The organism is Burkholderia territorii (genome assembly GCF_902833055.1).
Classification (GTDB): Bacteria; Pseudomonadota; Gammaproteobacteria; order Burkholderiales; family Burkholderiaceae; genus Burkholderia; species Burkholderia territorii.
Genome location: NZ_CADFEJ010000002.1, coordinates 380,623 through 402,731 on the forward strand (window position 1 = coordinate 380,623; position 22,109 = coordinate 402,731).

Annotated in this window: 20 protein-coding genes; 17 read left to right on the plus strand and 3 right to left on the minus strand. The window is 66.2% G+C overall.

The window, feature by feature from the left end; all coding sequences use genetic code 11:
* The first annotated feature begins 7 nt into the window (after window positions 1-7).
* The 3 genes from HW466_RS06275 to HW466_RS06285 all read left to right on the plus strand — a co-directional run bounded on the left by HW466_RS06275 (window position 8) and on the right by HW466_RS06285 (window position 2,299).
* Window positions 8-889 (plus strand): beta-keto acid cleavage family enzyme, encoded by an 882-nt coding sequence (locus tag HW466_RS06275; RefSeq protein WP_151003990.1) that lies wholly within the window; start codon window positions 8-10, stop codon window positions 887-889.
* Window positions 890-974: 85 nt separating this feature from the next.
* Window positions 975-1,952: a quinone oxidoreductase family protein gene (locus HW466_RS06280; RefSeq protein WP_151003991.1), complete on the plus strand. Its 978-nt coding sequence runs from the start codon at window positions 975-977 to the stop codon at window positions 1,950-1,952.
* Window positions 1,949-2,299: a cupin domain-containing protein gene (locus HW466_RS06285; RefSeq protein ID WP_151003993.1), complete on the plus strand. Its 351-nt coding sequence runs from the start codon at window positions 1,949-1,951 to the stop codon at window positions 2,297-2,299. The genes HW466_RS06280 and HW466_RS06285 overlap by 4 nt, the downstream gene beginning before the upstream one ends.
* Before the next feature lie 217 nt (window positions 2,300-2,516).
* On the opposite strand, the gene HW466_RS06290 is transcribed toward HW466_RS06285, so the two are convergent.
* The gene (locus HW466_RS06290; protein ID WP_151004001.1) at window positions 2,517-3,587 is read right to left on the minus strand and encodes a LacI family DNA-binding transcriptional regulator; all 1,071 of its coding nucleotides are present in this window, start codon (window positions 3,585-3,587) and stop codon (window positions 2,517-2,519) included.
* 380 nt (window positions 3,588-3,967) lie between these two features.
* Here HW466_RS06290 and HW466_RS06295 point away from each other — a divergent pair, with 380 nt between their 5' ends.
* From HW466_RS06295 to HW466_RS06340, 10 genes are all read left to right on the plus strand, one after another.
* A complete protein-coding gene (locus tag HW466_RS06295; protein WP_239005902.1) occupies window positions 3,968-4,969 on the plus strand; it encodes a sugar ABC transporter substrate-binding protein in 1,002 nt (333 codons plus the stop codon).
* A 91-nt stretch (window positions 4,970-5,060) separates the two neighbouring features.
* Window positions 5,061-6,578 carry a sugar ABC transporter ATP-binding protein gene (locus tag HW466_RS06300; RefSeq protein ID WP_203385180.1) on the plus strand — a complete coding sequence of 506 codons (1,518 nt, stop codon included), beginning with the start codon at window positions 5,061-5,063 and terminating at the stop codon, window positions 6,576-6,578.
* Window positions 6,568-7,548, plus strand: a complete 981-nt coding sequence (locus tag HW466_RS06305) for an ABC transporter permease (RefSeq protein WP_151004005.1) — start codon at window positions 6,568-6,570, stop codon at window positions 7,546-7,548. The genes HW466_RS06300 and HW466_RS06305 overlap by 11 nt, the downstream gene beginning before the upstream one ends.
* Window positions 7,545-8,552 carry an ABC transporter permease gene (locus tag HW466_RS06310; protein WP_151004006.1) on the plus strand — a complete coding sequence of 336 codons (1,008 nt, stop codon included), beginning with the start codon at window positions 7,545-7,547 and terminating at the stop codon, window positions 8,550-8,552. Before HW466_RS06305 ends, HW466_RS06310 begins: the two co-directional genes overlap by 4 nt.
* A 277-nt stretch (window positions 8,553-8,829) precedes the next feature.
* Window positions 8,830-9,933, plus strand: coding sequence for a porin (locus HW466_RS06315; protein ID WP_151004007.1), 1,104 nt, complete (start codon window positions 8,830-8,832; stop codon window positions 9,931-9,933).
* A 102-nt stretch (window positions 9,934-10,035) separates the two neighbouring features.
* Window positions 10,036-11,160, plus strand: a complete 1,125-nt coding sequence (locus HW466_RS06320; protein ID WP_151004008.1) for a YncE family protein — start codon at window positions 10,036-10,038, stop codon at window positions 11,158-11,160.
* A gap of 264 nt (window positions 11,161-11,424) precedes the next feature.
* Window positions 11,425-11,901: a GlcG/HbpS family heme-binding protein gene (locus HW466_RS06325; RefSeq protein ID WP_239005919.1), complete on the plus strand. Its 477-nt coding sequence runs from the start codon at window positions 11,425-11,427 to the stop codon at window positions 11,899-11,901.
* A gap of 48 nt (window positions 11,902-11,949) precedes the next feature.
* The gene (locus HW466_RS06330; RefSeq protein WP_239005903.1) at window positions 11,950-13,137 is read left to right on the plus strand and encodes an acetamidase/formamidase family protein; all 1,188 of its coding nucleotides are present in this window, start codon (window positions 11,950-11,952) and stop codon (window positions 13,135-13,137) included.
* A 93-nt stretch (window positions 13,138-13,230) separates the two neighbouring features.
* Window positions 13,231-14,532 carry an MFS transporter gene (locus HW466_RS06335; RefSeq protein ID WP_151004013.1) on the plus strand — a complete coding sequence of 434 codons (1,302 nt, stop codon included), beginning with the start codon at window positions 13,231-13,233 and terminating at the stop codon, window positions 14,530-14,532.
* A 48-nt stretch (window positions 14,533-14,580) separates the two neighbouring features.
* Window positions 14,581-15,513: a fumarylacetoacetate hydrolase family protein gene (locus HW466_RS06340; protein ID WP_151004015.1), complete on the plus strand. Its 933-nt coding sequence runs from the start codon at window positions 14,581-14,583 to the stop codon at window positions 15,511-15,513.
* Between the two features lie 51 nt (window positions 15,514-15,564).
* Here the strand turns inward: HW466_RS06340 and HW466_RS06345 are convergent, their stop codons facing one another.
* Window positions 15,565-16,434 (minus strand): helix-turn-helix domain-containing protein, encoded by an 870-nt coding sequence (locus HW466_RS06345; RefSeq protein ID WP_170296644.1) that lies wholly within the window; start codon window positions 16,432-16,434, stop codon window positions 15,565-15,567.
* Window positions 16,435-16,769: 335 nt separating this feature from the next.
* Between HW466_RS06345 and HW466_RS06350 the strand changes: the two genes are divergently transcribed.
* Window positions 16,770-17,561, plus strand: coding sequence for an alpha/beta fold hydrolase (locus tag HW466_RS06350; protein ID WP_151004018.1), 792 nt, complete (start codon window positions 16,770-16,772; stop codon window positions 17,559-17,561).
* Between the two features lie 113 nt (window positions 17,562-17,674).
* Window positions 17,675-17,956 carry a YciI family protein gene (locus HW466_RS06355; RefSeq protein ID WP_151004020.1) on the plus strand — a complete coding sequence of 94 codons (282 nt, stop codon included), beginning with the start codon at window positions 17,675-17,677 and terminating at the stop codon, window positions 17,954-17,956.
* A gap of 283 nt (window positions 17,957-18,239) precedes the next feature.
* Here the strand turns inward: HW466_RS06355 and HW466_RS06360 are convergent, their stop codons facing one another.
* On the minus strand, window positions 18,240-19,115 hold the full coding sequence (locus HW466_RS06360) for an alpha/beta fold hydrolase (protein WP_151004022.1): 876 nt from the start codon (window positions 19,113-19,115) through the stop codon (window positions 18,240-18,242).
* 269 nt (window positions 19,116-19,384) lie between these two features.
* On the opposite strand from HW466_RS06360, the gene HW466_RS06365 reads away from it, so the two are divergent.
* A complete protein-coding gene (locus tag HW466_RS06365; protein ID WP_151004028.1) occupies window positions 19,385-20,872 on the plus strand; it encodes an FAD-linked oxidase C-terminal domain-containing protein in 1,488 nt (495 codons plus the stop codon).
* A gap of 9 nt (window positions 20,873-20,881) precedes the next feature.
* Entirely contained in the window at window positions 20,882-22,108 is a 1,227-nt protein-coding gene (gene glcE / locus HW466_RS06370; protein ID WP_176316071.1) for a glycolate oxidase subunit GlcE, read from the plus strand.
* The last annotated feature ends 1 nt before the right edge of the window (window position 22,109 follow it).

Consider the following 22,109-nt stretch of genomic DNA (forward strand, 5'->3'; position numbering starts at 1 on the left):
CCTTCCGATGCATGCTCGCAAGACCATCATTACCTGCGCCGTCACGGGCAACATCACGCGCCCCGACCAGCATCCGGGCCTGCCGGTCACGCCCGAGCAGATCGCGAATGCTTCGCTCGAAGCCGCGCAGGCCGGTGCCGCCGTCGTGCATATCCATGTCCGCGATCCGGCCACGGGCAGACCCTCGATGGACGTCGATCTCTATCGCGACGTCATGGCCCGGATCCGCGCGGTCGATCGCGAGTTGATCATCAACCTGACGACCGGCCCGGGCGGGCGCTTCATTCCGAGCGACGACGATCCGAAGATGGCCGCGCCCGGCACCACGCTTCTGCCGCCGGACAAGCGCGTGGAACACATACTCGCGCTCAGGCCCGACATCTGCAGCCTCGACCTGAACACGATGAATTCGGGTAGCGAGGTCGTGATCAACACGCCGAAGAACGTCACGCGGATGGCCGAGGCGATCCGCCGGGCCGGCGTGAAACCGGAGCTCGAGATCTTCGACTCCGGCGACATTCATCTGGCGCGGGACCTCATCGCGAGCGGCGTGCTCGACGGTCCCGGGCTCTGGGCCTTCGTCAGCGGCGTCAAGTATGGCTTCGCGGCATCGCCCGAAACGCTGCTCTATGTGCGCGGGCTATTGCCGCCGGGCGCGATCTGGTCCGCGTTCGGGATCGGGCGTTTCGAGTTTCCGATCGTCGCGCAGGCGTGGCTCGCGGGCGGGCACGTGCGCGTCGGCCTCGAGGACAACATCTACATCGAGAAAGGCGTGCTCGCCGAAAGCAACGCGGCGCTCGTCGCGCGGGCGCGCGAGATCGTCGCGCTACTCGGCGGCGAGATCGCGACGAGCCGCGATGCGCGCGAATGCCTCGGCCTCGCGTCCTGAGCGCAGCGCGACGCGTGGACGCGCGACGAGCCGACGGCCACCGCGCCACGCGTCAGAATCGACATTTTCCGGGAAACCATCGAGCATGAAATGCATTCGCGTCCAGCAGAAAAGCACTGATATCAGCGCGCTCGCACTGAGCATCGACACGCAACCTGTCCCGCCGATCAATACGACCGACTGCTTGGTCGAGATCGAGAGCGCGGGCGTCAACCCGAGCGACGTGAAGGCCGTGCTCGGTTTCATGCCGCACGCGGTGTGGCCGCGCACGCCGGGGCGGGACTACGCGGGGCGCGTGATCGACGGCCCTCCGGCGCTGATCGGCAAGGAAGTCTGGGGCAGCAGCGGTGAGCTCGGTATCCGTCGCGACGGCACCCACGCCAGCCATCTCGTCGTGCCGGCGCACAGTGTTCGCGAGAAACCGGCAAACCTAACGATGGACGAGGCCGGCTCGATCGGCGTTCCGTTCGTCACCGCGTTCGAGGGCCTGCATCGTGCCGGCGGCGTGCGGCGCGGCGACGTCGTGCTCGTCCTGGGTGCCAACGGCAAAGTCGGGCAGGCGGCCGTCCAGCTGGCGACCATGGCGGGAGCGGAGGTGATCGGGGTCGTTCGCGACGATACGTCGTATGTCGGGCACGCAAACGGCGATGTCACGATGATCAATGCATCCGCGGAGCCGTTCGACGAGCTCGTGCTCGAGATGACGGCCGGCCGCGGCGCGAACCTCGTCTACAACACGGTCGGGAGTCCGTACTTCGAGCGTGCGAATCGCGCGATGGCCGTGCGCGGCACGCAGATCCTGATCTCGACGATCGAGCGCGCGGTGCCGTTCGACATCTTCGCGTTCTATCGCGGGCAGCACACCTATGTCGGCATCGATACGCTCGCGCTTGATACGCGATACTGCGCCGACATCCTTGACGCGTTGCTGCCGTCGTTCGAGCAGGGCTCGTTGAGGCCGTTCCCGATCGATGCCGGTTCCGTGTTCGATCTTGTGGATGCGGCACACGCGTATCGGGCCGTATTCGGCGGCACCGCGAACCGGGTGCTGCTCAAGCCATGAACGTCACACGCTTTTGCGACGCGCCCGACTATTTCCCGCCGAACCACTTCGGGATGAAATGCGTCCGCCTGCAAGGACGCGAGGCGGGCCCGGCCGAATCGCTGTGGCTGGGCGTGTCGACGATCGAGCCGGGCGGGCACACGACGATGGACGCGTCTGATGTCGAAAAGCATTACGTCGTGCTGGAAGGCCGGGTGTGCGTAGACGCGGACGGCGTCGAAGTCGAATTGCAGGCATTCGATTCGTGCCGTCTCGCGCCGGGCGAGCGGCGTGGGCTGCACAACCGGTCGGACAGACACGCCAGGATCCTGCTCGCGATGCCGTTCGCGCGTCCTGCGCGCGACTAGCCGCGGACGCAGACCGTGCGGTACAACGCGGCCCGCGGCAGTGCGCCGTGAGCGCAATCGGCCGCGCCGATCGAGAAGATCGGACGATCCGGCAAACCGCCGGCCGTTCCGGTCAGTTTTCTGGACGCCCGCAACCTTATATTTGTCTAACCGGATTCGCACTCGCACGCCGGGACGGCTGCGAGTGTTTCGCCAGCCGGCCGAACGGCGCGGCACGTCAGCTCGCGCGCGCCCGGCCGCCCGCCGCCCGAACTGATCGTGCGCAGGTCGACCCGCGCACGATCAGTTCGGGCGGCAGCGTGATCCGCAGCGGCGCCTTGCCCGGCGTCGCGATCATGCCGAGCAGCAGGCGCGCGGCCTGCCGGCCCATCTCGCGGTGCTGGATGCGCAGGGTGGTCAGCGACGGACTCAGCATGTCGAGCAGCGGCATGTCGTTGTGGCCGATCAGCGAGATGTCCTTCGGGCACGCGATCCGCCGCTCGGCAAACACGTCGTAGCAGCCGAGCGCGATCAAGTCGTTCGCCGCGATAATGGCCGTCACCCTGCGATGCGTATCGAGCAACTGCGCGCAGGCGAGGCGCCCGGCTTCGCGCGTGAACTCGGCCGCTTCTACGACGACGTTGGCCGCGAGATCGTGCTGCTGGGTGGCGATCTGGAATCCCTGCAACCGCGACAGGCCGGTCGCGAGCCGCTCCGGTCCGGACAGGTGCGCGATGAGCGTATGCCCGAGCCCGACCAAGTGCTCGACCGCGAGCCGCATCGACAGGAAATCGTCGTTGACGACTTCGGGCACGTGACCGCCGTCCTCGCCGCGATTGACGAGCACGAGCGGTACGCCGTCGAGGATGCAGCGGCGCACGAGCGGATCGTGTCGCGCGGCGGTAGCGAGGATCAGGCCGTCCACCTGGCGTTCGAGCATCTGCTCGAGCATCCGTTCCTGGTTCTTCGGCTTGCCGACGATGTTCGCGATCAGCACGCCGTAACCTTCGGCCGCGAGTTCTTCCTCGATGCCGCAGACCATCGGCGGAAACACCGGATTCGAGATGTCGGGCAGGCAGACGCCGATCACCTTCGATTGCCCGCCACGCAGCGCGGCGGCCAGCCGGTTCTGCCGATAGCCGAGCGACTTGGCTGCGGCAAGCACGCGACGCACGACCTCGTCGCCGATCAGGTGACGCGTGGCCGGATTGAGCACGCGCGACACCGTCGACGCATTGACGGATGCCGCAGCGGCGACTTCGCGAATCGTGACGCGGCCGGTGCCGCGCGCTTCGGAGGATTGGCTCATGGAACCCGCTGAAGAATAGGCATCCGATTGTATCGATGCAATGGGTTGCGATCAATGTTGCAGGTGAAACCCTAATATTTTCAGTGCTAAACCTCATTGACAGCCCATTTTCATCGGATAGGATATGCATACGTTTGCATAAAAGCAAATCATACATCCGATGCAATCGGTCGAGCTGTGGCCGGAGTCGACGATGCCATCGACAAGCGGACACGCCGAAACCCGGAAAAATCGCGGTCGATTCAACGATGCCATGGATCGCGGCGATGCGTTGCCCAGGTTTTTTGTCTCAATTTATGCAAACGGTTGCATTGCTGTCACCCGGAATGTCATGCCGTCAAGCGGCGTGGCCCATATGAACGACGGACAGGAGCCAATGGATGGAGACGAACCTTGAAAACGAACGCCAGCCGGCGCGCAAGCGGGCCGCGATGTGCATCGTCGTCGCGACGATCGGCATCTTCCACGGCGCGAGCGCGCTTGCGGCAAGCGAGACAATCGCCGCCTTCTACAAGAACCAGGTCGATCCGCATTTCGCGCTCGTTCGCGCCGGTGTCAACGCCGAGGCGAAACAGCTCGGCGTGTCGGTCACGAACTATGCGCCGACCCGGCCGAACGATCTCGGCGAGCAGTTGAGCGAGCTGGAAGATGTCGGCGTGAGGAAACCGAGCGCGGTGCTGTTCATGGGCGTGAACCCGCACGGTGTCGTGCCCGCGATCCAGAAGATCAACGCGATCGGCATTCCGGTCGTCAACTACAACGATCGCGTGGCGGGCGGCAAATTTTCGTCGGTCGTCGTCGCGGATGACTACAACCTCGGTCTCGACGTCGCGCGCTACCTGTTCAAGAACCTCGGCGGCAAGGGCAATGTCGTGATCCTCGAAGGCGTGAAGGGTTCGACGACGAGCGACGAACGCGAACGCGGGTTCAGGAAAGCCCTTCAGGAATTCCCGGACGTTCACCTGCTGGCGGCGCAGCCGGCCAACTATCAGCGGCTGCAGGCGCTTCAGGTGATGGAGAACCTGATCCAGTCGAATCCGAAGATCGATGGTGTGCTGGCGGCCGCCGACGTGATGGCGATGGGCGCGATCGAGGCCCTCGAAGCCGCGGGCCAGAAGCAGGTGAAGGTCGTCGGCATCGGCGGCGTGCCCGAGTCGGTCAAGGCTATCAAGGAAGGGCGGTTGCTGGCGACGGCCGAATTCAACGGCTTCAAGATGGGCTGCATCGCGACGATGGCCGCGGTCCGCACGCTGCGCAAGGAACCCGTGCCCGATACGGTGCTGATCAAGGGCATCGTGATCGACAAGACGAACACTGCGCCGTTCGAGCTGCCGGGCGATCAGCGTCAATGCCCGGCCTGGAGCGACGTGGCCAGCAAGTGACGCGCGCGGCCGAGCGGGCCGTAGCGCAGGACGGCGCCCCGGCTGTCGCACGACGCGCGGCCGTGCGCCGAACTGCACCGTGGAGATGAGCATGGAAACTTCTACCGGGCGCGCTCCGCGTCTCGAATTACGCAAGATCTGCAAGCATTTTCCCGGCGTGGCGGCGCTGACCGACGTCGACCTGACGCTGTACCCGGGCGAGCTGCACATGCTGCTTGGCGAGAACGGCGCCGGGAAGTCGTCGCTGATGAAGGTGTTGTTCGGCGCCTACCGCGCCGATAGCGGCGAGATCCGTTACGACGGCACGCCGGTCGCGATCGAATCGCCGGCCGATGCGAAGCGCCTGGGCATCGCAGTGATTTTCCAGGAATTCTCGCTCGTGCCGCATCTGTCGATCGCGCAGAACATCTATCTCGGCCGCGAGCCGCGCAACCGTCTCGGCCTCGTCGATCACCGGCGCATGCACGCGGACGCGGCGGCCGTGCTGGCGCAACTGGGGCTCGCGTACGACACGCGCACCCACGCGGCGGACCTGGGCGTCGCGCAGCAGCAGATGGTCGAGATCGCGAAAGCGCTGTCGCACGATGCGCGCGTGCTGGTGATGGACGAGCCGACCGCCGCGATCTCGGACCGGGAAGCCGACGCACTGTTCGCGGTCGTGCATCGGTTGCGCGCCTCCGGCGTGGCGATCGTCTACATCTCGCACCGTATGAAGGAAGTGTTCGATCTCGGCGATCGCGTGACCGTCTTGCGCGACGGCCGCCTCGTGACATCGATGCCGGCCGGCGATGCGACCCCTGAGCAGTTGATCGCCCTGATGGTCGGGCGCAAGGTCGGCGCGGTCTACGAGCGCCGTTATTTCGGCGCATGCGGAGAGATGGCACTCGACGTGCGCGGCCTGACGACGTCGACGGGCGTGAACGGCGTCGACCTGCAGGTGCGCTGCGGCGAGATCGTCGGATTGTCGGGGCTCGTCGGCGCCGGGCGGACCGAGGTCGCGCGCGCGGTGATCGGCGCCGACCCGATTCAGGGCGGGCGCATCGAAATCTTCGGCAAGGCGGTATCGGGCGGCCCGCACGAGGTCGTCAGGCGCGGCGTCGGCCTGATTCCGGAAAACCGCAAGCACGAAGGCGTCGCGCTGCGCCGCTCGGTGCACGAGAACCTGCTCGTGTCGAGTCTGTGGCGACTGTTCCCGAACGGCTGGTATCGCCCGACCCGCGCGAGGCGCGTGACGCGCGACCTGATCGAGCGGCTGCGGATCGCACCGGGCGATCCGGCGAAACGGGCGCGCAACCTGAGCGGCGGCAACCAGCAGAAGATCGTGATCGGCAAATGGCTCAGCGCCGACTGTCGGCTGTACATCTTCGACGAGCCGACGCGCGGCATCGATATCGGTGCGAAGACGGAGATCTTCAACCTGATCGAACGGCTCGTCGAGCAGGGCGCGGCCGTGCTGCTGATCAGCTCGGAGCTGTCGGAGATCGTGCATGTTTGCGACCGCGCGTACGTGATGCGCAGCGGCGCGATCTCGGGCGAACTGCCGCGCGAACAATTGAGCGAGCTACGCATTCTGGGTCTGGCGATGCATGGAGGCGACGATGTCGATTGAAACGAAACGAAACGGCAGGGATCCGGCGGCGTGGCGCAAACGGCCGCTGCCTTCGATCGTCTGGGCCAGCGTCGCGCTGGTCGCGGCGGCGGCATTCGGTGTACCGGGATTCGCGTCGCGCGCGAACCTGGTCGACATCGGCCTCCAGGTCTCGATCCTCGTGATGATCGCGATGCCGATGACACTGGTGATCCTGAGCGAGGGGCTCGACCTGTCGGTCGGTGCGTTGCTGAGCCTGTGCGGCGTCGTATTCGCGCAGCTGCTCGGAACCGGCGCGGGTGTCGGTGCCGCGCTCGGCGCGGCCGCGGCGGTCGGGATCGCGATCGGCTTCCTGAACGGGATGCTCGTCGCGCGACTCGCGCTGCCGCCGTTCGTCGTGACGCTCGGCACGCTGGGTGTCGCGCACGGCGTAGCGCTCGTGCTGACCGACGGCAATGCGGTCGTCGTCGCGAATCCCGCGGTCGGCGCGCTGTACGGGTCGTCGGTACTCGGTGTGCCGTTCCCGATCGCATGCGCGGTCGCGGCCTACGGGGTCACGCATCTGCTGCTCTACCACACGCGGTTCGGTGCCTATGTGTTCGCGATCGGCGGCAACCGCGACGCGCTCACGCTGGCCGGTGTCCGTGCGCGCGTCCATCACGTCGCGATCTACGCGATGAGCGGGCTGTTTGCGGGTCTCGCCGCACTCCTGCTCGTCGGGCGCATGAACGCCGCGGAGCCGAATGCCGCGATCGGCATGGAATTCGATGCGATCGCGGCCGTCGTGCTCGGCGGCACGTCGTTCGAGCGCGGTGCAGGGTGGTTGCCCGGCACGGCGATCGGTGTGTTGACGATCGCCGTGCTGCGCAACGCACTCAACCTGGTCGGCGTCGAATCGTCGCTGCAGGTCGTGACGATCGGCTTGCTGGTTCTCGCGGTCGTTGTCGTCGATAGCGTCCGTCAATCCCGTGTCGCAGGAGCGCAAGCATGAATCTCCAGAATCCCTCTCCGTCGGCGGCGGTGCGCGTCGGGCGCATCGAACGCCGAGGCCACCTGTCCGACGACGCGAACGCGCTGATCTGTCGCGCGGTATTCGTCGGCGCGATTGCAATCGCGCTTGCGTTCGCATCGGACGGCTTCACGACGTCCGGCAACCTGCTGAACGTGCTGCGGCAGGCGAGTCTGATGTTCCTGCTGGCGTCCGGCCTCACGATCGTGATCCTGTCGGGCGGGTTTGACCTGTCGATCGCCGCGAATCTCACACTGTCCGCCTGTCTGGCAGCGGGTGCGATGAAGGCAGGCGTGTCCCCGTGGCTCGCCGTCGCGATATCGATGTCGTGCGGCGCATCGATCGGACTGCTGAACGGCCTGGCGGTCACATTCCTGAGGCTGCCGCCGTTCCTGGCGACCTACGGGATGCTCTGGGTCGTGCAGGGCCTTGCCTTTCACTACATGGGCGGCAACGAGATCTTCGGCTTTCCGGCCGGCTTTCGCGCGCTCGGTACCGGGTTCTGGTGGGGCGTACCGATTCCCGTCTACATGATGCTGCTCGTGCTCGTCGTCGGATCGATCATCACCGCGCGACTGAATTTCGGCCGCGAGATCTACGCCATCGGCGCCAGTCCGGAAGTCGCGCGGCTGTCCGGGATTCCGGTGCGCCGCCGCCGGATCGCGGTCTATACGATCAGCGGCTTGATGGCCGGCATCGCCGCCGTGGTCTATCTCGCGCGTGTGAATGCGGCCGATTCGGCGATGGGCGAGCCGATCCTGCTCCCTGCGATCGCGGCCATTCTGATCGGTGGCGCATCTCTGTTCGGCGGGACCGGCACCTTGTTCGGTACGCTGCTCGGTTGTCTGACGCTCGCGCTCGTCATCGACGGGATGAATCTGCTGAACCTCAATGCCAACTGGCACCCGCTCGTCGTCGGCGTGGTGCTGCTGGTTGCGGTGCTTGCCGACGCGCTCGGCCGCCGGCATGCCGAGCGGATCGGTTGACGGCCGCGACGCCAGGTTTTCCCGGCGAAAACAAAGAGACGATTTGACAAGCGGTGAGACTCTTCGGCGACGGTCGCCAGCCGAAGTGTCTTTAACATGAATGCCAGGTGATCGACATCTTGCGATCCGGTCCGGTCGGGCCGTCCGACCGGATCGCACGACCTTTCACTTCCGCAGTGTCCATCGTAATGATTAGTTATACATATCAAAAAAAGACATTCCGTGAACCGGCATCCGGTATCGAAAGACTGAAATGGAGGGGTAGACAGTGGTGGAGATGAAAAAGACAGCGATCGCCGCACTGATCGGCGCGGCGTTGAGCGGATCGGCCTTCGCACAGAGCAGCATCTCGCTCTCCGGGAAGCTCGACAACGGCCTGACGTTCGTGACGAACGAAGGTGGGCATCACAACTACAAGATGGACAGCGGCGTGCTGTTCCCGAACGTGTGGATCATGTCAGGTGCGGAAGACCTGGGCGGTGGCAACCGTGCAATCTTCAAGCTGTCTTCACTGTTCAACATGAACAACGGGCAACTGAACCAGGCCAACACGTTGTTCGGGCAACAGGCGTATGTCGGCGTACAGACACCCTACGGCTCGGTCACGCTGGGCAAGCAATTCGACTTCACGGCCGAATTCCTCGCGCCGCTCAACGTCAGTTCGGCCGGCAGCGGCTATGCGATTCACCTCGGCGATTTCGACCGCACGAACAACGATCGGCTGACGAATTCGATCAAGTACATGAGCCCGACGTGGGGCGGATTCCAGTTCGGCGCGATGTACGGGTTCAGCAATACCCCCGGCAGCTTCCACGACGGCAGCGGCTGGAGCGCGGGCCTGCAGTACACGAACGGCCCGCTGACGCTCGCGACCATGTACACGTTCGTCGCCACGCCGACGATCGATCCGTACGCGCAGATCGGCGTGCATTCGTTCTTCGGCCTGCCGGTCGCGACGGGCGCGGGCGACAGCGTCACCGACACCGCGCCGAATTTCCAGATCCGTTCGCTCGGTACGCTGGGTTTCGGCGGCTCCTATGCGATCGGGGACGTCACGCTGTACGCGAACTACACCAACACGGTGCTGAAGTTCCAGGACGCGAAGTCGGTCATGAACGTCTACGAGGGCGGCGCGACGTGGCAGGTGACGCCGGCGTTCCAGCTCGTCGGCGGCTATCAGCACACCAGTTTCGAAGCGCACGCGTGGAACCAGGTCACGGCCGCTGCGCTGTATTTCCTGTCGAAGCGCACGACGGTCTACCTGTCCTCCGATTACCTGAAGGCGTCCGGCGGAGTCGACGCCGTGATCGGCGCGAGTTTCGCGCCGGCACCGACAGGTCATCAGGCGGACGTCCGGGTCGGCCTCGCGCACACGTTCTGACCGTATCGCGCGACGCTCGGCCGGCACGGTGCCGGTCGCCCGCGAATGCATCGCTTCCCGGCTCGCGCCGGGTCTATCCATGAGTACCACGAGGAGACAAAGATGAAACGTACCTGTATCGCACTCGCGATGATGAGCCTGACCGCTGCCGCCGCGATCGCGTGGGGCGCCGATGCCGGCGGCCCGAAGCTGATCACGACCATCCCGGTCACGAGCGAGAAATCGTTCGGCTTCGATATCAGCGCCGTGTCGGACGGCAACTACTACCTCGCCGACGGCGCGAACGGGACGCTCGACGTATTCGATGCGACCACGATGAAGCTGCGCGACCGGATCAAGGCCGATTTCGCAGGTATCGGCCCGACGCACGAAAAGTCGGGGCCGTCGGGCGTATTGCCGATTCCGGGCACGTCGCAGGTGTACGTGGGCGACGTGAACGCGGTCAAGGTGATCGACGTCGCGTCGAAGCAACTCGTCAAGCGCATCGAGGTCAGCTCGTCCGGCATTCGCGCCGACGAAGGTTGCCTCGATCCGAAGCACCATGTCGCGATGTTCTCGAGCGGTGCCGAGCAGCCGCCTTTCGTGACCTTCATCAATACCGAGACGCAGTCGGTGATCGCAAAGATGCCTCTCGCCGACTCGACCGGCCTCGAGGCGTGCGAGTTCGACCCGAGGAACGACAACTTCGTGCTGAACAACGATGGAACGAAGGCCAACCCGAAGGGCGAGGTCGATCTGATTCCGGCGAAGTCGGTGCTGGAGGGCAAGCCGATTGTGCAGACCGTATTGAGGCTGAAGGGATGCGAAGGCCCGACAGGCATCGCGCTCGGGCCGGGCAACGACGCGCTGATCGGTTGCGATCCCGACGAAGGCGGCAAGCAGACGACGGTGATCATCGACCGCACTAACGGGACGCCGCTTGCGCAACTGCCCTTCGGCGGCGCCGACGAAGTGGTCTACGACCCGGTGTCGAATCGCTATTTCCTCGCCGGCGGCCATCACTCGGCGGACAACGTCTCGCGGGTGGGCGCGAAGGACGCGAAGTTCGACTCCGCGCTCGGGATCGTCGACGCGAGCACCCGCAGCCTCGTCGCGATCGTGCCGACCGGCAAGTTCTCGCATTCGGTCGCGGTCGATGGTGCGTCGCATCACGTGTTCGTCCCGTACGGTGCCGGCTCTTCCGAGCAGTTCCCGGGAACCGGTGTGGCGGTGTTTGCGACGGAGTAACGGCTCCAGTGTGATGATTTGCCGCGGGAGACGGGCTCCCGCGGACTTTTTTTACACCGCGAGCGACTGCTGCGCGCAACCGGATATCGGACCCGACGGTCGATCGCGAGGCCCGATGGTCGACCGAAACGGCCTGGTCGGATGTGCGCGGGGACTTGGGCGTACCGGATGGCATGGAGTCAGGAGATGGAAGTGAAATTCAGCAGGTTACGGGTTCGGCGATGGCTGACGCGGGCAGGCGTGGGAGCCGGCTGCGTGGCCGCCATGCACGCCGCGTGGGCGCAAGAGGTGCGCAGTGACGCCGCGACCCCGACCTATGCGCTGAGCTACGCGCAGACGCAGGCGCTGCTGTCGCTCGCGATTGCCGAGGCCGATGCACGGCACCTGGCGATGGGTTTCGCGGTCGTGGATCCCGGCGGCCATCTGCTCGCCGCCGTGCGGATGGATGGTGCGTCGTTTTCGAGCATCGACTTCGCGCGCGGCAAGGCGTTCGCGTCCGTCGCGCTCGGCGGCCAGTCAGGCGTCACGCTCGAACATCGCTACCGGGACGATCCGTCCGAGTACAGCAACATGTCCGGCGCCGGCTATTACGCGCCGTTCCTGCCCGGCCGCGGCACGTTCCCCGTCTTCATGAACGGTCATCTGCTCGGTGCGATCGGCGCCGCCGGCGCGCCGTCCGAGATCGACGATCAGGTGGTGCTGAAGGCGATTGCGGGGCTCGGCGCCCAATCCGCGCGTTGAACGCGCATTGTCCTTGAAACCCAGTCTGGAAGACGTATGAGACACAACATGGAAATCGAACACGCGGCCGGCACGCCGGCGAGCGGCACGGAAACGAGCGGCGCGATGACGATGGACGGCACCGCGCAATGCCGGCGCACGATGCTGAAGCTCGGCTTCGGCGCGATCGCGGCAGGCCTGGCCGGCGTGGCACGCGCGCAAACGGCGGCCCCCGGCGCGCGGGCGGCCACGCCGCACGTCCTGCCGGGCGGCAAGACGGTGAAGCTCGTGCCGTCGTGGAAGACGGTGCAGGTCGGTCAGATGACGCCGGACGCCGAGGCGGCGGCTTCGATCCGGTCGGGCGACACGGTCTGGTACGACGGCACGTGGACCAACTGGGGCAATGAAGCGAAGTACGGGATGGGATTCAAGGAGCGCGAGCCCATCCGCAAGAAATATCCGAACGGTGCATTCTCGTTGATCGGGCCCGTCGAGATTGACGGCGCCGAGCCGGGCGACCTCGTCGAATGCCGGATGCTGAAGATGCGGCCGATCGATTGGGGCTGGAATTCGGCGCCGCCGGGCGTCGGCGCGTTGCCCGGCGATTTCGGCCCGTATCTGCGGTACCTGAAGTTCGATGACGCGCGCACCTACGCATCGTACGTACCGGGCGTGCGGATTCCGCTGAAGCCGTTCCAGGCCTATCTCGGCACCCAGCCGCCCGGCGACCGGGTGACCAGTGCGAACTTCGCAGGCAGCTACGGCGGCAATCTCGACTGCGCCGTGCTCGGCGTCGGGACCTCGGTGTTTCTGCCCGTGCAGGTCGCCGGCGCGCGTGTGTGGACGGGCGGTTCCATGGGCGCATCGGGCGAGGGCAACATCGATCAGACGTCGATCGAATCCGCGTTCGAGGAGATGCGCATCCAGTTCCTGCTCCACAAGCGATCGGCGCTCAACGGCCCGCTGGCCGAGACCCCGGAACACTGGATCGCCTTCGGTTTCGCCGACAGCCTCGATGACGCGCTCGTGTCGTGCATTCGCCAGACGATCGGCTGGATGTCGTCGGCCACGGGAATCCCGGCGGTCGATTGCTACGGGATCCTGAGCGTGGCCGGCAGCTTCCGGATCACGCAGTACGCGCACCAGACCGGCACGGTCTACAAGACGGAGCCACCGAAAGGCGTGCACTGCATGGTGCCGAAGAACATCTTCTCCGCCGGCATGCTGCGGCGCCTGTCCGATTACGTGCGCGCATAAGCGCACGTTCCTTACCGCTTTGGAACGAGCGGCCGCGCGGGCCGCGGCCGTGCTTCACGGCGAGCCGGCCCGCGCGCCGCAGGAGGTTGCGTAGTGAAATCGCATGACCAACACACCACGGCCGACGCCGGCAGCCAGGACATCGGCGGAATGCGCCGGGCTGTCGCACTGCTCGTTTGCTTTCTCGTCGTCGTTCTCGACGGCTTCAACACGACGTCGATTTCGTTCGTCGTGCCGACGCTGGCGCGCGACTGGCATCTCGCGCCGGCCGCGTTCACGCCGGTCTTCGTCGCGACGAATGTCGGCGCGGCGATCGGCTTCATTGTCACCGGATCGCTCGCCCATCGCTTCGGGCATCGCGCCGTCGGGATGGCCAGCGTCGTGCTGTTCGGCGGCTGCACGCTGCTGACGGCGGTCGCGGGCAGCGTGGCGCTGCTGTCGGTGATGCGCGTCCTGGCGGCGATCGGGCTGGGCGCGGCGTTGCCGATCGCGATCACGGCGTCGGCTTCGATCATCGGCGCGAAGCACAAGGTCGCCGCGTCGGTGCTCGTGACGACCGGGATGTCGGTCGGTGCCGTGACCGGGGGCGTGATCGGCGGGCCGCTGATGCACGGCTTCGGTTGGCAGTCGGTATTCCTGATCGGCGGCGCATTGCCGTTCGTGGTCGCGCCGGCGTTCTTCAGGATCCTGCCGGCGGCCACCGTCGAGGAGAAGGGCGCGACGCATCCGGAGCGGCCGGTGGCGAATCCGGTCCGCGCGCTGTTCGCCGACGGCCGTGCCGGCTATACAGGCGTGCTGTGGCTGTTCTCGTTCCTGATCTTCATGGACGTCTATGCGCTGTTGTTCTGGCTGCCGACCCTGCTGCTCTCGTTCGGCTTTTCGCTCGATCGGGCACCGGCCGGCATGGCTGCGTTCAGTGTCGGCGGGTTGAGCGGCAACCTGCTGATGACGGCTGCGGTGACGGCGATGACGGTTGCGGGCAGGTTGCGCGTGAAGTCGGCGCTGGCGGTGGGGATCGTCTGCGTGATCGCCGGCATCGGCGCGTTGAGCCAGGCCGCGTTGCCGCCGTCGACCGTGCTGCTGTCGATCGGCGTGATCGGCGCAGGGCTCGTCAACGGAATCATGGGCCAGACGGCGCTCGCGGTGGCGTTTTATCCGCCGGCCATCCGTGCCACCGGCGTTGGCTGGGGGCATGCGATCGGGCGGATCGGTTCGTTCATCGGCCCCGCGATCGGCGGCGCACTGCTCGCGACCGGCTGGGAGCCGCGCAACATCGTGCTCGTGGCCGTGGTGCCGGCGATCGCGGCAATTGCCGCGCTCGGCGCGCTGGCGATCATCGGCCGCCGCACGCCCGAACGCGAAGCGCCCGCGGCCGGCGCGTCGACCGTGCACTGAGTCGCTTTCGACACATCTTCCTCGCAACCAGCGGAATCACGCTCAACCATGAAAATTATTGCTTATTCGGACGCGGGCACTCAAGCGCTCGGCGTCGTCACCAGCGATACTCAGTTCATCCCGGTCGCGGAGATCGCGCCGGACTTGCCGGCGGATCTCATCGAGATCCTCGAGATGGACGACGGGCTCGACCGTCTGCGCGCATCGGCCGCCGGCCGGACCGGCACCCGGTTGCTCGCGTCCGTGACGCTGAAGCCGTTCCTCGGCCGGCCCAACGCGATGTGGGCGCTTGCGCTGAACTTCAAGAGCCACATCGCCGAGACCGGTCTGCAAACGAATCCCGACTATCCGCACCTGTTCCTGCGCACGGCCGCGTCGTATGTCGGCGCGGGCGAGCCGATCGTCGCGCCGCGGGAATCGGTTGCGCGCGCATTCGATTACGAGGGCGAGCTCGGCGTGATCATCGGCAAGCAGGGGCGCTACATTCCCGTCGAGCGCGCGCTGGAATACGTCGCCGGCTACACGTGCCTGAACGAGGGCTCGGTGCGCGAATACCAGGTGCACAACCGGCAGTTCGGCCTCGGGAAATGCTTCGAGGCGTCGGGGGCTTACGGTCCGTGGCTAATGACCGCGGATGAATTCGGCAACCCAGCGAAGCATACCGTGCTCACGCGAATCAACGGCGTCGTGCGGCAGCGCGCGCCCCTCGACGACATGCTCGTCGACGTCGCGCGCACGGTCAGCTATCTGAGTCGCGGCTACCGGTTGCGCCCCGGCGACCTGATCGCGATGGGGACGCCGGGCGCGCTGAAGCCCGAACCGGACGATGTGGAAGGCAACGACCTGACGCGCCAGTACGGACCGTTCCCGACGCCGGGCCTCGTGCACATGCGTCCGGGCGACTGGGTCGAGATCGAGATCGACGGACTGGGCGTGCTGGCCAATCCGGTGATTGCCGATCCGACCGACCTGCTGGCCTGACCGGTATCGCATGTGCGCAATCGCGCGCATGCGGCAGACCGGCCGCGCCGGTCAGTCGAATCGCTCGAGATCGAGCGTGACGGAATGCCGGCGAAAATCGCTCGGCGGCACGCCCATGTGCTGCGCAAAGAAGCGGGTGAAGTGGCTGTGTTCCTCGAAGCCGAGTTCGTCCGCGATATCGGCGAGTGGCCGGTCGCTCTCCGCGAGCAGCCGGATGGCGTGCGACATTCGCACCCAGTCGATGAAGTGCTGCGGCGAGATGCCCATGCAGCGCCGGAACTGCTCGAAAAAGCGCGACCTCGACAGCCCGACTTCCGAGGCGACGTGCGTGACCGTCATGTTCGCGGACGGTGCGCGCTTGATGAAGTCGAGCGCTTTCCGGATTCTGAAGTCGACCGGGCGCGTAGACGGTGCGATGCGCGTGGTCAGCTCCGGATCGGCAAAATCGCGCCCGAGCGCCGTGACGAGATCCTCGAGAATCGGCAGGCAGCCCGCATCCTGCGCAACCAGATGATTCGTGATGGCGGCCGCCAGACGATCGACGTGATGCTGTACGTCCGGGGTCACGACGACCAGCTTGCGCGGGAAGATATCGGCCGGGCCGCCGTCCGCCAGGCCAAGCCGTTTGCGCAGCCAGGGCGTTTCGATCACGAGCGACAGGATTAGCGACGGCGTGTCCTTGTTTGCGCACTTTGCGTGTTCGACCCATGGATTCAGGCAGATCGCGGCGTCGGCGCTGAGCGTGCATGCCTCGGCGCCGATCCGGAACTCGCAGTCGCTCCCGCCGAGTTTGAACAGGAACTGGTACTGCGAATGCGCATGCGCGACCAGCGGCCGGCTGATGAAGTTTACCGTGGCACGGCCAAACTCGCCTTGCAGAATCCAGACCGGCTTTTCCGATTCCATTGCTGCCTGCACCATTTCAACCATCTCCGGTATCGCCGCGGCTGGCGCGACGTCGCAGGATTCGCCCGTTCCGCTTCGATGTAAACGGTGGCACCGTCGCGATCAAGCGGCGTCGCCTGAACGCCCGCACAAGCCATCTACTAAATCAAATGCACGGCGGCCCGTCAATCCGGAGAAGATCGCAGAGGTGGCGAGCGCAACGCATCGCAATGCCTCACCTTAAAAAAATGGACGATCCGGTAAGCCGTCGCTTCAAACGACCATCGCCGGCGCCGCACGAAAGATAGAGTGTGGAGCGAGCGGGCCGCACGGCGCTGCCCCGACTGGTCCGAGTTGACGAGAGGCTGAGGATGAAAGCTTGGTTTGAGCGCGAAGGTATCCGTTTCGCATATGAAGAGTCCGGCCCGAAGGACGCGCCGGTGGTCGTTTTCAGTCACGGGTTCCTGATGGACGGCGACATGTTTCGCCCGAACGTCGACGCACTGGACGACACGTTCCGGTGTGTCGTCTGGGATCAGCGCGGCTTCGGTGCGACGGGGCCGATCGACCGCGCGTTCAGCTACTGGGATTCGGCCCGCGACCTGATCGCGCTGCTTGATCACCTTGAAATCGCGACGGCTTCGCTGGTCGGGATGTCGCAAGGCGGCTTCGTGTCGATGCGTGCAGCGCTGCTCGAACCCGCCCGGTTCCGCGCGCTCGCACTGATCGCGACGCGCAGCGATCTCGACGATGCGCCGGTGATCGCATCGTTCGAGGAACTCAAGGCGGAGTGGGCACGAAATGGTGCGGCGAACGTTGCCCGGCACCTCGCCGGGTTCCTGCTTGGCGCCGATTATCCCGCATCGGCGTGGATCGAGAAGTGGCTGAAGATCCCTCGCGACCACTTCGAATACCCGGTCGATGCGCTGACGTCGCGCGACGACATCACACCGCGGCTCGCGGAGATCACACATGCGTCGATCGTCGTCCATGGTATAGCCGATGCAGCCATTCCGCTGCGTTGCGGCGACGCGCTTGCGAAAGCGTTGCCGAACTCCAAGGGCATGGTAGGTGTGGCCGGGGCCGGGCACACGCCGAATCTGACTCACGCTCGCGACGTCAATCCGAAGCTGCGGGATTTCCTGCTTCGCTACGGTCGCTGATCGCGTCGATGCGCGCGCTCTGACGGAAGGTCTCCGTTCATGAGTTCATCGGATTTTTGATTTAAATAAAGGAACCCGAAGCAAATACGGGATTTTGCAAATAAGGAAAGAACATGCTTTTTGTCGTCTACTGCCTCGATCATCAAGGTATGGCGGAGCGTCGTCAGACCCACTTTGCCGCGCACAAGGCGCGGTTGCTCGCTTCGCCGTTGAAGGCCCGAATTGCCGGGCCGCTCATCGATCCGGACGGCTCGGTGGGCGGGAGTCTGTTCCTCTATGACGCAGACGACATCGAAGCCGTGCGGCGACTCGTGCTAGACGATCCGTTCAACACGGAAGGCATCTGGAAGACGGTCGAGATCCGATTTTTCCTGAACCGGGCAGATGAGCACTGAGGCACCTTTGCACGATTCGTCGGCCCCGGGGGGCGCGTTCGTGAGCGGAGACCAGGAAAGGCGGCGAGCGGGAGCGTAGCTTCACCCGTTGGCGTGCGTCGGGTGTGGATTCGCACGGGCAGTCCGCGGATGCCTCGATCGACGGGATGACGCGTGTGCCATCCGGCCGCCCGCAGTGCGGGCGCCGTAAGCAGCCCGCCCACCGATCCGCCGATGACGACCGCCAGCGGACTGGAAACGTCGCGCATGATGATTTTCTCCGGATGAACCGGCGCACGGCAATTCAGCCTTCCCAGTGCTTCAGGAAGTCGAGCAGCAGCGCGTTCACGCGCTCCGGCTGTTCCTCCTGAGGCAGATGCCCGCACTGCGCAATCGGTTCGGCACGCAGGTTCGTCGCCATGCCTTCCCACACAGATTTCATGTCGAACATCTTGCCGACCGCATAGAAATCCTCGCCCCAGATGGCCATGGTCGGGCACGCGATCCTGACGTCCGCGTCGACGAGATCCTGCTTCACGTCCTCCGCGTTTGCTCGATAGTCGGCCAGTGCGCCGCGCACCGCGCCTGGGCGTCGATAGGCCCGCACGTACGTGTCGAACGCGTCGCCGGAGATCGCGTGCGGGTTGTAGCACCAGTCGGAGAAGAAGTGGCTCAGCCACTCGGCTTCCTTGCCGGCGATCAACGCCTCGGGCAGATCCGGCACCTGGTGAAACAGGAAGAACCAGTACGCGCGCGCCGTTTGCGCGGTCATGTTCTGCGCGACGATGCGCGTTGGCACATTGTCCATCACGACGAGACGGTCGACGCGTTCGGGGAAGTCTTTCGAGAACCGCGTCGCGACGCGTGCACCACGATCGTGTCCGACGAGCGCGACGCGGCCGATGCCGAGCGTGTCGAGCAGCCCGGCGATGTCGCGCGCCATGTTGCGCTTGTCGTAGCCGGCGGCCGGCTTGTCAGTCTCTCCGTAGCCGCGCAGATCGGGCGCGATCACGCGGTAGCGCTGCGCCAGCGCGGGGATCTGGAAGCGCCACGCGAAGCTGGTTTCCGGGAAACCGTGCAGCAGCACGACGACGGACCCGCTGCCGGCATCGATGTAGTGCTGGCGGATGCCGTTCGCGGTGACGGTGTGATGGGTGATCGAACGCATGGCGGTGGTCATATGAGGATCCCTATTCGGTTCAGCCTGCGCGGCAGGCGCAAAGGCCTTTCGAGGATAGGCGACGCTCGCGGCGTGCCGGATAAATTGTTCTGAATTCGTCTGCATACACCGTCAGCCGGCCTGCCGTGCTTCATAACATTTAAGTTGTGGCCGCGCGGTCGGCATCCTTTAATTCGTCGCGTGAATGGCGAGTCGTGAATCGTGCCGCATACGGCTTCCCGCCGCGTGACCGCGATTTGCCCAAGCGGCGAAGGAGCCTGAACGTGAAGATGCCAGATGTCGATTCGACCGTCGTCGCGCAGCGCGCGGCGATTGCCCGCGACCTGCGTGCGATTGTCGGCGCCGAGTGGGTGCTCGACAGCGAAGCGGAGCGGCGCCCGTACGAGTGCGACGGGCTGACCGCCTACAGCGCGTTGCCGCTGCTGGTCGTGCTGCCGGAAACGACCGAACAGGTGAGTCGCGTGCTCGCCTATTGCCATGCGGCGCGGATGAAGGTCGTGCCGCGCGGCTCGGGGACATCGCTGTCTGGCGGCGCGTTGCCGCTCGAGGACGCCGTGCTGCTCGGCACCGCGAGGATGAACCGGATCCTGGAAGTCGACGCGGCGAACCGCATCGCGCGCGTGCAGCCGGGCGTGCAGAACGTGCGCGTAACCGAGGCCGTGCGCTCGCTCGGGCTCTGCTACATGCCGGACCCGTCGAGCCAGGCGATCTCGACGATCGGCGGCAACGTCGCCGAGAACTCGGGCGGCGTGCATTGCCTGAAATACGGCGTCACGTCGAATCACGTCACCGGCATGGAAATCGTGCTGATGACGGGCGAGGTGATCACGCTGGGCGGCGCGTTCGTCGGCGGTGCTGACGGCGAGTTTGACCTGTGCGGTGCGCTGATCGGCTCTGAGGGGCTCCTCGCGGTTGTGACCGCGATCGTCGTGCGCCTGACGCCGGAGCCGCCGCTCGCGCGCGTTCTCTCGCTCGGCTTCGCCGACGTCGAGCGGGCGAGCCGCTGCGTCGGCGCGATCATTGGTCATGGCATCGTGCCGGCCGGGCTCGAATTCGTCGACCGCAAGGTCATCGGCGCGGTCGCGTCGCTGCTCGGCGAACTGCCGCCGCCGGGCGTCGAGGCGCTGCTGCTGTGCGAACTGGACGGCATCGAAAGCGAAGTCAACGCACTGGTGACCGAGGTCGAGCGCATCGCGCGCGAAGCCGGCGTGGTGGACCTGCGGATCAGCCGGACCGAGGCCGAGCGCGAGCAGCTGTGGCGCGCGCGCAAGCTAGCGTTCGGCGCGATGGGCAAGGTGGCGCGCGACATCTACGTGACGGATGGCACGATTCCGCGCCGGCAGCTCGCCGAAATCCTGGACCGCATCGACCGCCTGTCGAAACAGCACGGGCTCGACTATGCGAACTGCTTTCATGCGGGCGACGGCAACCTGCATCCGATGGTGCTGTTCGACTCCGCGAAACCCGGCGATCTCGAGAAGGCCGAAGCGTTCGGCGCCGATATCCTGCGCGCGTGCGTCGATCTCGGCGGCGTGCTGAGCGGCGAACACGGGATCGGCGTCGAGAAGCGCGACCTGATGCCGTACCAGTTCGAGCCGAACGATCTCGAGCTGCAGCAGCGGCTCAAATGCGCGTTCGATCCCGGCGAACTGCTCAACCCGGGCAAAGTGTTTCCGACGCCGTGCCGGTGTGTCGAACTAGGCCGTCTGCGGATCCGCGACGGCAACCTGCGGTTCGCCAATGTCCCGCGCTTCTAGGAGGCCATCATGCACGTGACCGACGATCGCACGACTCAACCGCGCGTCAGCCCGCGTGACGCGGCGGAGCTCGTCGACGCCGTCGCCGACGCGAACCGCCACGGCCGCACGTTCGAGCTGGTCGGCGGCGGCACCAAGCGTGGGTTCGGCGAGCCGGTGCACGCGCACACGCTGCTCGATCTGTCAGGCCTGTCCGGCATTGACTTCTACGAACCCGAGGAACTTGTGATCAAGGTGCGTGCGGGCACGCCGATCGAGGTGGTGCGCGCAGCGCTGGCCGAGCATCGGCAGCAGCTCGCGTTCGAACCGCCGGACTACGGCGCGCTGTTCGGCGGCGCACCGGCGCGCGGCACGATCGGCGGGATCGTCGCGTGCAACCTGGCCGGGCCGCGACGTGTGCTGTCGGGCGCGGTGCGCGACGCGGTGCTAGGCGTGGAAGGCGTGAGCGGCCGCGGCGAGACGTTCAAGGCCGGCGGCCGCACCGTGAAGAACGTGACTGGCTACGACGTGCCGCGCCTGCTGACGGGGTCGTTCGGCACGCTGGCCGCACTGACGGCCGTCACGCTGAAGCTGCAGCCCGCATGGCCGGACGAATGCACGCTGCTGGTAGACGGGCTCGACGACGGCGCGGCGACCGGCCTGCTCGCCGACGCGTTGCGCCTGCCGTTCGAGGTCAGCGGCGCCGCGCATGTCGGCGGCGTACGGCGCGATCCGTCGGCCGCGCCGACGACGGCGCTGCGGCTGGAAGGCCCCGCCGCATCGGTCGCGGCGCGCGCGGCGGAACTCGCGCAGCGGGTCGGCCGTTCGCTGGCGATCCGCACGATCGGCGGCGACGCGAGCCGCGCGTTTTGGCGCGCGTTGCGCGACCTGCAGGCGTTCGCGGACGATCGCGACGCATGCATCTGGCGCCTGATGCTGCCCGGCACGCAGGCCGCGCGCGTGGTCGCGGCGGTGGGCGGCGACGCGATCTACGACTGGGGCGGCAGCGTCGTCTTCGCGCGTACCGACGCGGCCGCCGTCGCGGCACAGGCGGCCGCGCTGCGGCAGGCCGTCGCGGCGGCCGGCGGGCACGCGTGCCTGCTGCGCGCGCCGGCGGCACTGCGGCGCACGGTCGGCGCGTTTCATCCGCGTCAGGCTAACCTGCGCGCGCTCGGCGAACGCGTGCGCACGATGTTCGACCCGAACCGCGTATTCAACCCGGGTCGGCTCGCCCCCCTCGACACCGGAGCAGCGTGAA